Source organism: Streptomyces sp. SID1328, assembly GCF_009865595.1.
Classification (GTDB): domain Bacteria; phylum Actinomycetota; class Actinomycetes; order Streptomycetales; family Streptomycetaceae; genus Streptomyces; species Streptomyces griseoluteus.
Genome location: NZ_WWKH01000268.1, coordinates 1 through 13155, shown reverse-complemented (window position 1 = coordinate 13155; position 13155 = coordinate 1). Strand labels below are relative to the sequence as shown.

The window sequence follows — 13155 nt, the reverse complement described above, 5'->3', positions numbered from 1 at the left end:
GGGCCGCTGTCGATGCCGGACACCTGGAGCCAGCCGGCGTAGGCACCCTGCTCCCGGGTGCCCCACTCCAGCCGCATCTGGTCCCGCTCCGAGCGCAGCAGCGCGGGCATGTCCTGGCCGGAGCGGTCCTCGTGCACGGTCACGGCAGGGAGGTCCGCCGCCTCGACGTGCACGGCGTCGGGGATCCAGGTGTCGAGCTGGCCGACGTCGGCGGCCTGGTCGAAGACCTGCTCGGGCCGCGCGTGCATCGTGCGGGAACGTTCGTACTCGGCCATCGTGGTACTTCCCTCCGTGCGGGAGCGGTGTTCCCCCCGCGTGCCCCTTCCGCGGCGCCCGAAAAGCGCGCCGCGCCCGCCCGTCACCAGCCTCGGCGGTGCGGCAGGCCCGGGCCGCCCCGGTCTCAGCGGCGGAAGGCCGGGTACCGCGGCAGCGGAGCGGTCCGCCACGGCCGGGCGACCCGCCGCAGCAGCAGGTCCATGGTCGCGGCCAGCCCCGGGAACTCCGTCAGCGTGCGCGCCGTCTCCCAGCGGTGCCACAGCAGCTGGCGGACGGTGGGCACCGAACGCCGGGTGCGGTGCATGGGCCGGTCCACCTGGTGCACCACGGCGGCGCTGACCCACGACAACGGTCCCCGGCTTCCCCTCGAAGGGGACCGCCGGGGCCGCGCAGGTTATCTGGCCAGATAGACCAATGTCAGGCAGACTCCTCCGGGGCGAAGTTCTCCATGCAGTCGCCGCACATGATGTTGCGGCGCTCCAGCGTCTTCGGCGAGACCCGGATGACCGCGGGCGACGGCTCGCACTTGCAGACCGCCTTGACGTAGTTGCGGTCCTCCTTCTCCTTCTTCCCGGTCGGCGCCTCGTTCTCCCCGCCAGCGTCGGCGGTGTCCACGTCGTCGGTGGTCCCGCCCTTGCTGCCGCCGCCGCGGGTGCGGGTAGCGAAGATGTCGGGGGTGCGGGTGGCGTGCATCGCCTTGTCGAGCGCGGCAATCTCCTTGGCGTAGGTCGTTGCCGCCTCGCCCCCCAGCTCCGTACCGGCGAACCCGTACTTCTTCTTCCACTTGTCGCTGACGTCGGGCCGCTGGACGAGACCCATGGCCTCGGCCATCTTCCGGAACTCCTTGTTGTGGTACTGGCTCGCTGAGCAGTCGTTGACGCCGCGCGCCTCGTTCGCTGCGTGGGTGGCCTCGTGCAGGAGGTACCCGAAAACCTTGGCGGCGCCGTCGGCGAGCGACTCGGCGGTGACGAACACCTCGTGGTGGCGTTCGTCGCCCTCTCGCAGCTTCCACCGGCGGGGCGCGAAGTGCGCCAGTTCGACGGCGCTCGCGCGGCCGCCGGTGGCCATGCTGATGACGGCCTCGGGGACGTCCTCGTGGCGGGCGCGAATCGCGTCCCACGCGTCGACCAGGGCGGAGGTGACTCCGGCCGCAATCTTGGCGACCGTGACCTCGGTGGGTAGGTCGGGCACGACCTCAAGGGACGGGGCGGGCGCGGGCTCGGGGATGACGGCGACGGCTTCGATGGTGGGCATGGCTCCACTTTAGCGAAAACTCACCTCTTAAGAGGTGAGTTTTCTTGGTGAGTTGGCAGCACGCTCCCTCAACTCGGGTTCACGTACTGACGGTGGTCAGCGGCGCCTGATCCGGCCCTGATGCGGGTGGTGGCGCGGGCGGGCTTGCGGGGCTAACCCAGGCAGTCGCCACTGTCGGGTCCTCACCCCGCGACATAAGGAGTGAGGACCGTCCATGCTCCTCCGCCTGACACGCACCTGCGTGCCGCCCGCCAAGCTCAAAGGACTTGAAATGCCTCTCCGACCGATCACGCGCCGCCTGGTGTTGGCCCTCCCTCCGACTGTTGGTGGCGCCGGCGGGTTGCTCGCCGTATGGCAGGCCGGGGCGCCCATGTGGCTGTCCTTCCTGCTCCTGGTGACCGGTGTGGTCAGCACCGCGGTGGGCGTGCTCCCGGCGCTGTTTCCGCAGGAGTCCGCGCACCGGCGCGACGTGTGGCGAGCGTTTGGCCATCGGGAGCGCATGAGGGAGCTGCGCATCGGCGCTACTGAGCGCGCGGAAGAACGCCGTGCGCAACGATCGCGTTCGGGCTTGGCCCCAGATCGGCAATATCTGCCGACCCAGCCTGATGGTCGCTCACACTCCCCTGGTGAACACGACCTTGCACTTCTTCAGCGAGCACGCAGAAGCGCGCGCGTTCGCGACTTCCTGGACGCCTTCGGGCTGGAACATGCGCGTTCATAGCCCGCTTGAGGGAGCTCGGCGCGCGAGCTTACCCAAACTGTTGCACGGTCTGTGCTCGGCGACCCCCAGCCGTGCCCCTGCAGGAGCTCTCTGGCCAGCGACCAGGTCCGCGCCTACGACCTGCTGAGGATGTCCGGCGGTGAGGGGGGCCTGGTCACGTTCGGGCAGGCGTTGGCCAAGTGCGCCCGGGCTGTCCCCTGCCTAGAAGGCCGTCCCGCCCACGTGGCCGGATATCGATCGGGCGCGGAGGCGCGGCTCCAGATCTGAGTGCATCTTCACGCCCCCACCAGCCAATCACTCTAGGTGTTTGATCGAGTGCTGGTGGTTACGATCTTCTGGTCGGCCTCGAGATTCGAGATGGCGATCGGGGCCTTTCGTCGCAGAACGAAGTACCGCGATCGCCTGTGTACCGCCTCTGCTCGGCGCTGGCAGGACGCGTTCCTGTGGCTGCTCAACGCGGGCTGCCGCTGATCGGTTGAGGTCGTCCCGGCGAGTCGGCTCGTAAGGGCCCATTGAGGAGGCGTGGTTGCAGTGACGGTCCAGGTGAATCAGTTGCGGGAGCGGCTGTGCGGCGGCGCGGGCGGCTCTGGTGCGGGGCGCGTGGTGGAGGTGCCGGGCGATCTGTTCGGGGACGGTGTGGGGTTCCGTCCGCTGTTCGCCGACGGGGTGCTGCGGGCGGTGTGGCGGGAGGGGGACGAGGAGGCGCTGTCGTTCACCGGGGCGGCCCGGACCGCGCTGGCGGATGTCGAGGTGCCGGTGCGGGTGGCTTTCGAGCTTGACGGCGGTCAGGTGGTCACCGGTGCGCGGCTGGCGGTGGAATTTCCGGCACCGGGGGTGGCGGGCGAGCTGCTGGGACGGGGTATGGGCCTTGAGGTGCCGTGCCTGCCGCAGGCGGCTGCCGTCCATCATCTGGTCTTGCGGCAGCGCGAGGGTGTCACGGCCGTTATTGGCCGTGGCGAGCACGGGCGGGTGATGTCGCTGGCCTGCCCGGGCACCGGCAGGATGCTGGCCGCCTCGTCAGGGGCGTGGCACACCCTGTGCACCGATGAGGACCTGACGGCCGAACAGTTCACTTCTCTGCTGAACGCGGCTGATGACCTGGAGCTCGAGCTGCCTGCGCCGCCTGATGGCGGATTGCCGGCTGGTACCTGGCTGGTCGTGCCCGGTGCGGGGCCGGGGGGCGGGCCGGCGCTGGTGCCGGTGCGGCCTGAGCGGGCCCGTCGTGGGGCAGATCCATCGCGCCGGGACGGGCTGGGCCGCCCGCTGCCCGTCCCCCGCGCTGCCGTAGAGCCGGCAGGGGTGCGGCGGGTCGGGATCCGCCGGGTGACGCATGCACTGGCCACCGCCGACGGATTCGTCGTCCTCGCTCCCGGCGCGCTGGCCGGCCGACGGAGCACGGCCGGATTCTCTTTCGGTGGCCTGGCCGACGAGGTGACGCTACGAGGGTTCATCGACTTCGGGAATCTGGCGGACGGCAAGTCCAAGGCGGTGACATACGACAAGCCGCCGCTGTTCATCAGCGGCGGTCTCGCGGCACGCAAGGCCGCCCCTCCCTACACGCTGGCGGTGGGCGGAGTGCTGCTCGTGGACACCGGCACACTGACCGGCAGTGCGATCGCAGCCGCCTACGCGCCCAGCCAGAGCGCGAGGCCGTCGTTCTTCGCGTTCGGGGCCCTGACGGCGGACAAGGGGATCGGGCCGCCACCGTTCCAGGTGCGCGGTATCGCGGGCGGCATGGGGTGGCGAAGCAACCTGCGGCTGCCCGACGGGCCGCAGGATGTACCGGAGTTTCCGTTCATTCAGGCCCTCGACGATCCCCGCTCGATCGGCGCGAAGCCCGACGGCACGGCGGATCCCCTGCAGGTGCTGGACACACTCATCGGCGGCGAGAGGCCGTGGATCACCCCGGCCCGGGGCAGCGACGATCCGTTGTGGATCGCGGCGGGGATGGCATTCACCATCGCCGAGCGGCTTGACGGGCGGGCGATGCTGGCTCTGCAGACAGGGGCGGACCTGACGTTCGCGCTGCTCGGAGTGGCGGGGATGAGTTTCCCGAAGGAGCCGGGCAAGCGGCGTTATGCCGGCATCGAGATCGGGCTGGAGGCGCTGCTCAAGCCGAAGGCGGGCGAGCTGAGCCTGTCTGCTGCCTTGACCGCGAACTCCTTCGTGCTGGACCCGAACTGCAGGCTCCGGGGTGGGGTGGCGTTCAAGACGTGGTTCGGCTCCAACCCGAACAAGGGCGATTTCGTCGTCACGGTCGGCGGCTACCACCCCAACTACCGTCGCCCGGACCATTACCCGGTCGTGCCCCGGCTGGGCTTCGACTGGGACCTCTCCGGTGCCGTCACGGTGTCGGGGGAGGCGTATCTGGCACTGACACCGGCGGCGGTGATGGCCGGCGGCATGCTGGACGTGCGTTTCCATTCCGGGGCGCTGCGGGCGTGGCTGACAGCGAGTGTCGACGCGCTCATCCAGTGGCGGCCGTTCTACTTCGACGTCGGCATGCGCGTCTCGGTCGGGGTGCAGGCCAGCATCAAGATCTGGTTCATCCGGATCACCATCACGGTGGAGGTCGGGGTCTCGCTGAGCCTGTGGGGACCGCCCACCGGTGGCAAAGCCAAGATCCATCTGTGGTTCATCTCCTTCACCATCGGCTTCGGCAAGGACCGCGACCTGGACAGCAACGCGCTGGCATGGTCCGACTTCCGCACGATGCTGCCGCCGCCCGACACCGCGGTACGCGTCCTGCCGGGCGCCGGCCTCCTCGCCGACCGCCCCCAGGCAGCGGACGGGCAAAGCCACAGCAGCAGCGGCGACGGGCAAGCGTGGCAGGTCTCCACCGCGGGGTTCACCTTCTCCACCGACTCCGCCGTCCCGGTCAGCGAGCTGTACCTGACCCCGTCCGGCGGCAGCCCGGCGGAGACGGGCGGCACACTCAACATCCGCCCGATGCGACGCACCGACCTCAGCAGCACCCAGCGGGTCTCGCTGGTCCGCGAGTCCCAGCAGGTCAACCTCGCCGCCTGGGCCCGTACCCGCAGCACCGCCGCCGTGCCGCAGGCCCTGTGGGGCACCGGCCAGGGCGACACGCTGCCCGCCCCGGGCCAACAGGTCATCCCCGCCCAGCTCACCGGGGTCACGCTGACCTCACCCGGCCCGGACTACGGCAACGACACCGGCTACATCACTGAGGAAGCGTTCGCGTTCGACCCGATCGCCCCGGACGGAACCCAGCCCCTCGACCCGGCTGCCCAGCCCGTGGGCCCGGCCCCGCTACGGCCGCGCGGGGTGATCGCCACGATCGTGCGGAGCGTGGTCGCACCGGAGCAGACCGCGAGGCGGGCGGAACTGGTCCAGGCCCTGGCCGGCCTCGGTGTGGATCTGGGCCCGGTGGACGCGGATCTGTCCGCGCACAAGACGGCGGCCGAGACGGCCTTCACCGCCGACCCGATGCTCATCCCCGCCTGACCTTCCCCGCACCGCAGCAGCGGCGCATCGCCCTGCGCCACCCCGCTCCGTCCACTGCCGCCGCCCGCCCACACCCTGGAGTGACCCGTGCCGCCCACGCCACCGGTGAAGCACCGCACCCGGTTCTTCGACCAGCGCGTCCCCTCGTTGTCCGCCGGCAAGTACACGATCACCACCCAGCAGTCGATCGGCGGCGTGAACACCGGTGACGCGCTGCCGGACCGCGTCCAGCACTTCGACGTGCACGGCCCCCGCTTCGCGATCGCCGGCGATGCCGTGCACGCCTGCTATCCGCTGCCGGGCTCGACGGGGCTGTACAGCCAGGTACTGCCGCACGTCACCCTCACCGCCCCGGGCGTGCCGTGGCTGCGCCCACTGGCAGGGCAGGCGCCGTCGGTGCCGTGGCTGGCCCTGCTGGTCTTCCGCGAGGACGACCTGCCCGGGGACCCCCAGGCGATTGGGCAGGTGGAGGCGTGCATGGTCCGCGAACTGCTCGACGGACGTCTGGACAACGGGCAGACCCTGCCCGGGCGCGGGCCACAGATCGACCCCGCCTGGCTCTTCCCGGACGAGGTCGAACTCGTGTGTTCGACCATCCTCGTTCCCCGAGAGCTGTTCACGGCGATCGCTCCGCTGCCCGAAGAGATGGCGGCGCTGGCGCACGTCCGGGAAGGCGGCCCGCCGGACGCCACCCGCGGCGCCACCCCGCCGCCGGACGAGGACAAGCTCACAGCAGTGGTGGTCGCCAACCGCTTCCCCGACGTGGCGGGCGGGATGCACGTGGCCCACCTGGTCTCCTTCGACGGTCACGAAGACCTCCTCGCGGAGGGGGCATCGGTCCCGGGCGAGGGGGTGCGGCTGGTGTCGCTGCGGTCGTGGGTCTTCGAGTCCGAACCCGACAGCGGGATCGGCTTCGGCGACCTGGTCCAGAACCTGGCCGCCGCCCCCGACCCGCTGCTGCGCCTGCCCGTCGACACCCCCGCGAACCCGACACCGGCACAGCGCGAGGCGCTGGAACGGATCGCCACCGGCGCGACCGCGCTGCCGCAGCGGCTGGCGTCCGGGGAGCGCACCCCCGCGTTCTACCGTGGGCCGCTGACCGCCGGACCCGCCCAGGCGCTGCCGGATCCGGTCGGTGGGGTGCGGCGGGAATCGGTGGACGAGGCCCTGGTCTACCTGGAGCGGTACGGCGTCTACGACACCGGATACGCCTCGGCCTTCGCTCTGGGCCGCGCGCTGGCCCTGGCCGATCCCGAATTCCGCACTCACCTCCTGGCCTGGCGCAAAGCCGCCCGCAGCGCCGCCCGCCGCCTGCTGACGCACCCGCAGCTGTCCGGCCGCGCCGTCAGCGCGGATACCGCGTCCTTGCTCACCCGTGATCTGGCCCGCGACGCCTTCGACAAGCTCCTGACCGGCGACGGCGACGGCGCGCGGGGTGGGGGGTGGAAACTGGCCCGCGCACTGGCCGGGGCAGGTGCGGATGTGGCCGCGGGCCGTCGCCGTGCCCCCGCCCCGCGTACCTCGTCGGCCGGTGTGCTGAGCGCCGGCTCGCTGCACACCGCACTGGCCCGTGCCGAAGTCCGCGAGGTCATCGCTGCCGCCACCGCGACCGAGCTGGATCCGGTCACCGCCTGGCTGGACCGCCTCGCGCTGCTGGAGATGATCCCCTTCGAGCACATGGTCCCCGACGAGCGGATGCTCCCGGTCGAAAGCATCCGCTTCTTCTACGTCGACCCCAGCTGGGTGCGGGCGGCCATCGACGGCGCGCTGAGCGTCGGGGTCGGCCACACCCTCGACGCCGACCTCAACGAACTCGCGCACGGGGTGCGGACGGCCCCCGCCTGCGGCGTGCTGCTCCACTCCGACCTCGTCGAGGGATGGCCCGACACCATCTACACCGCCTTCCGCGACAACCAGCCGGTGGAGCCGGTACGCACCGCACAGGTCGGCAGCCACGTGATGATGCTGCTGTACCCGCAGGTCATCGACACCTTCACCGCCGCGGAGCCCCCGCAGGGAATTCACTTCGGCTTCGGTGACCTGGGCACCATCGAACTACGCAAGATCACCGGACCGGACATCGGCGCAAGTATGGGCGAGTTCCCTGACGCCCCCGGGGACGACCGGTTCGGCCGCTTCCTGCGCCCGGGCGGCCATGACGTCCTCAACATCGCCGGCACCGGCGACCCGCTGCTGCCCGCCCTCGCCCAGGCGCACGGCGTGCCGTTGTCGTCGGCGCAGTTCGCACTGCAAATGGTCAAAGCACCCCAGCTGCAGACCTTCGTCCGTCCCTGACCCTTTCGGCCTGTCTCGAAGGAAAGCAGACCCGATGTCCTCGCGCAGCAGCAACGCCCTGGTGGTCCCGGTCGAAGTGGCCGCCCTGGTGGTCAACGGCAATCCCCCGCACAGCAACGGCACCTTCATCTACCAGCGCTGGCAGCCCAACTTCACCCTGCTCACCGACCACAACATGCCGCCCGAGCCGGCACCCTTCCCGGACGTCCCCTGGCCCGGTCAGCAAGAGCGCCGCGGGGTGTATGTGCAGTGGCAGCTGCCCGAAGCCCTCACCCAGGGACGGCACGACACCCAGCGCGGGGTGGAGGACTTCCCCCTGGTCCCCAACCGGTGGCTGGTCGTGCGCCACCAGAGCGCCTCGAAGACGGTGCGGGCCTGGATCGTCGAAAGCGACCACCTGGGCATGACCACCGGCACGATCTCCTACCTGGACCCGCACGCCGACGTGCCCACCGCCACGAAGATCGGCCGCCGCCACACCCTGACCCCCGCCACCCCCTGGCGCGAACCAGACGACGCGCCGGAGCCGTACCTGACCGCACTGGGACCCGGCCTCCTGACGTTCTCGGTCTACCAGCCCTACAACCACAACGTCTTCTCCCTCCACGACACCCTCGACGACGTCACCGGATCCGACCGGATCAGCTACCGCGTGATCGGCTGGTACGCCGACGAAGGCAGCGACATCCTCGCCCGCCGCGACAGCCAGAGCCTGGCGGACCTCCTCGACGAGCTGGAATGGCTGGCTCCCGCCGCGCCCAGCAGCACCGCCCGCACCCTGTACGCGGGCAGTGCGCTGGGCATCGAATGGCAGCCCGACGGCCCCCTCCCCACCTCCGACATGCCCGACCCGCGCGAGGTGGCGGTGGCGATCGGCAACTCCACCGCCGAGGCCATGTCCGGGCTCATCGAAGAAGCCGACGGCCCCACCTCCCTGACCGCGGACGAGTCCCGCCTGCTCCGAGCATTCGCGCTGGGCACGCTCGACCAGCTCGACCGCACCGACGGCGACGAGCTGACCGAGCAGGCCGCCCACCGCTCCGGCTTCGGCCCGGCCCCGGCCGGCTACACCTGGCACCTGGCCGACCACACCGACACCCCCGACCCCACGGTCGCTTTGTCGCCGGCGCAGCGGGTCGCGGTGCGGGCGGCCGAAGATCAGATCATCGCCGACCTCAACCAGGCCCAGGCCGATCACGATGCCGCCGAGCAGGAGCTGGCCGCCGCCCAACAGCGCCTGTACGTGCTCTGGGCGCTCGCACACGAAGAAAAACTCCCCCCGGACTTCGAAGCCCGCATCAGCGACGAGCTCGACCCGGCCCACCCCGACGGCGCGGCCGGCCGCGTGACCGCCCTGAGGCGGCGCGTGGCCGACCTGCGCGAACGCATCCCCTGGGGCGCCACCCCGGAGGAACTGGAAACCGCCGCAGCCGAGTTCGCCGCCGATAAGGGCCTGCGCGCCTCCCGCATCCTCAAACGCGCCCCCACCGCACCCCACGAGCATCCCGCCGACCCGGTCCTGCTCCTGCAGGGCGCGCACCTGCACGCCCCCATGACCCGCGGCACCTTCCTGCCGTGCCGCACCCCCGACCGGCTCATCACCAAGATCGGCCCGCTGACCGCGGCCTCGGTCACCAGCCAGGTCTCCCAGGTCAACACCGCCCATCTGCCCGGCGAAACCAGCGCCCTGCTGACGGAGTTCTTCCTCCTCGACCACGCACTGGACACCGGAGTGGACCTGTCCGCCGCCGAGGGTGCGCTACCGGAGTACGGCACCGAGCCCTGGCGCCAGCCCTGGCAGCCTTTGTTCCTGCAATGGGCCGTCGGCTACACCGCCATCCCCTACCGCGACCAGTCCGGCACCCACTGGACGTTCAAGAACAACCGCTACCACTGGAACGGCACCGGACAGACCTCCGTCCCCTTCGTCATCACCGGACGCCAGATCCTGGCCCCCACCGCCGGCCACGACCTGGACGGCAAACTCTCCGCCCACGCCGCCGGCCGCACCGACCTGCCCGACCTGGCCGGCCTGCGCGAGGAAGTCCGCACCCTCGACATGCTCTCCCAGCGCCTCGACGGCTTCTCCGCCTACCTCGACCAGCGCGACCCCCGCGCCACCTTCACCCCCACCGGGGCCACCGCCGGCCTCATCGGCCACCAGGACCAGTGCGCGCCCTACCCCGGCACCGTCACAGCCGGCTGGCCCGGCCGCCCCCCGGAGGTCGTTTCCTCACCCTTTTTCGAACTGCGCACCGGCCAGCTCGCCTTCACTCAGCTGATGATCGTCGACAGGTTCGGCCGGGCCGTCAATCTCTTCGACGACCCCCGTCACTTCCAGTACAGGCGCCCGCTGACGATGGTGCCCGAGCACCCGGTCGAAACCTCCGACCCCCACCGGTTCGTCGAGCTCTCCCCCCGCCTGCTGCAGCCCGCACGCCTCAGCTTCGACTTCCTCGATGCCACCGCGGACGAGGACACCGAGCTGGACCCCGGCACCAACCCGGTATGCGCGTGGATCCTGCCCAACCGCCTCGACCACACCCTCGCCGTCTACGACCCGGCCGGCCACCCCTGGGGCGAACTGCGCACCATCATGCGCCCCGACAACAGCAAAGCCGTCCACTGGCAACCCCTGCCGACATCCCCCATCGCCACCCTGGCCGAGCTCGCCGCTGTCTCCCCGCACACCCACCACCTGCTGGCCGCCATCACCGACCGGGGCCCCGCGGCCTTCGACGCGGTCCGTACCACCATCGACGACGCACTGGCCACCATCGACCCCGACGGCCCCGACGACCAGAGCCTCGGCTTCCTCCTCGGCCGCCCCCTCGCCCTCGTCCGCGCCCGCCTCGATCTCCAGCTGTGCGGCCCCGCCCGCACATCCATCGGCTGGAACGAAGTCCTTGACCCCCACGAGCACCCCGCACACCTCCCGTCCTGGGAATGGATCATCAAACTCGGTCAAGCCGCCAACACCCAGGACGGACTCGTCGCCTACGTCCACAACGACGACTACACCCACCTGGAGACCATCACCGACCCCGCCGGCGACCACGGCGGCTACCTACGCCCCATCGGCAACGGCGAACGCCTCAAGCTGGCCTTCGAGGGCATCAGCACCGCCACCGTCACCCTCCTGCTCGACCCCCGGGCCCCGGTGCACGCCACCACCGACATCCTGCCCGTCTCCAGCGTGCACGTCCCCGCCCGCTACACCGCCGACGCGCTCGCCCGCATGGCCGTCTGCTTCCGCACCGGCCCCCTCCTCGCCCCCGTCACCACCAACCCACCCGCCGCCGTCATGCCCCGGCCCGCCACCGCCACCGGCACCTGGACTTGGACCGAGCCCACCAACACCACCGGCGCCTGGCGCACCCTGCCCGTCACCGCCCCCGACCCCGCCGACCTGCCCCTGGGCAACCCAGAAATCCGCTCCGGCTACCTCGTCCTGAACGACGCCGCCGACCACACCCGCTGACCGCCGCCAGAAAGGGCCAACCCATCATGGGCACCGTCACGCAAACCACCGCTGCAGCTCCGGGGACGGACGCCGACTTCGGCAGCCAGCTCCAGTACTCCCTCACCACCGTCCCCGACCCCCTGACCGTCAGCCCTCCCGGCACCGTCGAAACCCGCGACCTGATCATCGTCGGCAGCCGGATCGCGCCGACCGCCATCGAGACCAACGAAATCTCCGTCTACGTGCCCACCGGCACCGAAGCCTGGCAACTCGCCCCGGACCTCACCGGCCTGCAGACGTCGATCACCCTCACCGGCTGGACCGCCACCATCGCCCCCGGAAATGAACGCATCCTGTTCAAACCCGACACCGGGCACGCCACCCTCACCCCCGAACAGGGCTTCACCCTCCAGCTCAACAAACTCCGCGTCAACCACGAGGTCGGCACCGCCCCCATCAGGATCGAACTCAAGTGGCGTGAGCCCAACACCGGTACCTGGAAAACCGATACGCAGATCCTGGCCGTCGGAAAATTCCCCGCCGGTTTCTACCTGCGCAATCTCAAACCCCACTCCGCGTACATCGAAAACGGCGACACCGTCACCCTCACCTGGGAACGCTCCGAAGACGCCACCTACCACCTGCTGTATGAAAACGTCGAAATCGACGTGACCAACTACAGCACCTTCCCCGTGCACGACATCCGCCGCAACACCATGTTCTACCTCCGCGGCCGCATCCAGGCCGGCACCGGCACCGTGGAACGCACCATCAACACCTACGTCACCGTCAACCGGCCCGACCTCGACATCCGGAACCTCACCGTGCACGGTGACCTCGTCATGCCCCGCGTCCGGCAAACCGCCAGCACAGAGTACGACCTCATCGACGGCCACACCCCAGACCTCATGCTCGACGGAAACCTCGACACCTACTTCCTCCTCTCAGGCACCGTTCCTCCCCCGAAATGGACCATCATCGATCTCGGCGTGGAGCAGGACGTCGAAGAAGTGGACATCTACTTCGGCACGCCAGAGGGCGAGCACCTCCCCCCAGGGACGGTCAACCTCGGTTACTCCCTCACCGGCAATGGTTTTTATCCCATCCTTCCCTCGTTCAATAACGTCGGCACGGAGCTGCACTACCGAGGCTCGCTGCGCGCGCGATATTTGAATGTGTCCTTCAGTGGATCCCACACTGTCGCCATCCGGTCCTTCGAAGTCCGGCCCCAACCGGACGCCCTGAAGATCACCCACACATCCGCCGTCCTCAACGTGCCCCTGACGACGAACGCCGGAACCACCGCAGACACCGACACGGCAGACGACGCACCCCACACGTAAGTCAACGAGCAATGCGCGGCAATGGCGCCTGTCCGCGGGGTTCCAGCCGGGCGATGCCGTCGGGCACCAGGTCGATCGGGTGCCCGACGGCTCAGCTCACTCAGGGACCGTGACGTTGAAGCAAATATCCACCTCGGGCTCGCGCGCGTTGTACCCACTGAGCAGGAAGCGAACGGCGAATGTTTCCCCGGCCACCAGGGACCCGGGGAAAGGCACGTCCAGTCTGGCAGTGACCTCACTGCCGGCCGTCAGCTCACTCTGGCCAAGCTCCCCGTCGAGAAGGATCTCCTCGGTTGATAGTGTTCTGCTTCTTCTTGCCGGACACGAAGGCCTTG

General features: G+C 70.2%; 9 protein-coding genes. 5 read left to right on the top strand and 4 right to left on the bottom strand.

Annotated elements, in window-relative coordinates; translation table 11 throughout:
* From GT030_RS07940 to GT030_RS07930, 3 genes are all read right to left on the bottom strand, one after another.
* A partial coding sequence (locus tag GT030_RS07940) for an SRPBCC family protein (RefSeq protein ID WP_161200471.1) occupies positions 1 to 275 on the bottom strand: 275 nt, incomplete at its 3' end.
* Positions 276 to 400: 125 nt separating this feature from the next.
* Complete coding sequence (locus tag GT030_RS07935) at positions 401 to 625, bottom strand: hypothetical protein (protein WP_161200470.1); 225 nt, start codon at positions 623 to 625, stop codon at positions 401 to 403.
* Positions 626 to 693: 68 nt separating this feature from the next.
* Positions 694 to 1530, bottom strand: coding sequence for a hypothetical protein (locus GT030_RS07930; protein WP_161200469.1), 837 nt, complete (start codon positions 1528 to 1530; stop codon positions 694 to 696).
* 214 nt (positions 1531 to 1744) lie between these two features.
* Here GT030_RS07930 and GT030_RS07925 point away from each other — a divergent pair, with 214 nt between their 5' ends.
* The 5 genes from GT030_RS07925 (at position 1745) to GT030_RS07905 (ending at position 12820) form a co-directional block, all read left to right on the top strand.
* Positions 1745 to 2251, top strand: a complete 507-nt coding sequence (locus tag GT030_RS07925; RefSeq protein WP_161200468.1) for a hypothetical protein — start codon at positions 1745 to 1747, stop codon at positions 2249 to 2251.
* 552 nt (positions 2252 to 2803) lie between these two features.
* On the top strand, positions 2804 to 5719 hold the full coding sequence (locus tag GT030_RS36255) for a DUF6603 domain-containing protein (RefSeq protein ID WP_161200467.1): 2916 nt from the start codon (positions 2804 to 2806) through the stop codon (positions 5717 to 5719).
* An 87-nt stretch (positions 5720 to 5806) separates the two neighbouring features.
* The gene (locus tag GT030_RS07915) at positions 5807 to 8014 is read left to right on the top strand and encodes a hypothetical protein (protein WP_346009589.1); all 2208 of its coding nucleotides are present in this window, start codon (positions 5807 to 5809) and stop codon (positions 8012 to 8014) included.
* Between the two features lie 34 nt (positions 8015 to 8048).
* On the top strand, positions 8049 to 11495 hold the full coding sequence (locus tag GT030_RS36250) for a hypothetical protein (protein ID WP_237522257.1): 3447 nt from the start codon (positions 8049 to 8051) through the stop codon (positions 11493 to 11495).
* Positions 11496 to 11521: 26 nt separating this feature from the next.
* Entirely contained in the window at positions 11522 to 12820 is a 1299-nt protein-coding gene (locus GT030_RS07905) for a discoidin domain-containing protein (protein WP_161200466.1), read from the top strand.
* Between the two features lie 96 nt (positions 12821 to 12916).
* Here the strand turns inward: GT030_RS07905 and GT030_RS36245 are convergent.
* Positions 12917 to 13155: hypothetical protein (locus GT030_RS36245; RefSeq protein WP_237522256.1), on the bottom strand; the 239-nt coding region annotated here is incomplete at its 5' end.

Coding starts and splice junctions, on each gene's coding strand:
- GT030_RS07925 (WP_161200468.1), top strand. CDS start 1,745: ATGCTCCTCCGCCTGACACGCACCTGCGTGCCGCCCGCCAAGCTCAAA.
- GT030_RS07905 (WP_161200466.1), top strand. CDS start 11,522: ATGGGCACCGTCACGCAAACCACCGCTGCAGCTCCGGGGACGGACGCC.
- GT030_RS36250 (WP_237522257.1), top strand. CDS start 8,049: ATGTCCTCGCGCAGCAGCAACGCCCTGGTGGTCCCGGTCGAAGTGGCC.
- GT030_RS07930 (WP_161200469.1), bottom strand. CDS start 1,530: ATGCCCACCATCGAAGCCGTCGCCGTCATCCCCGAGCCCGCGCCCGCC.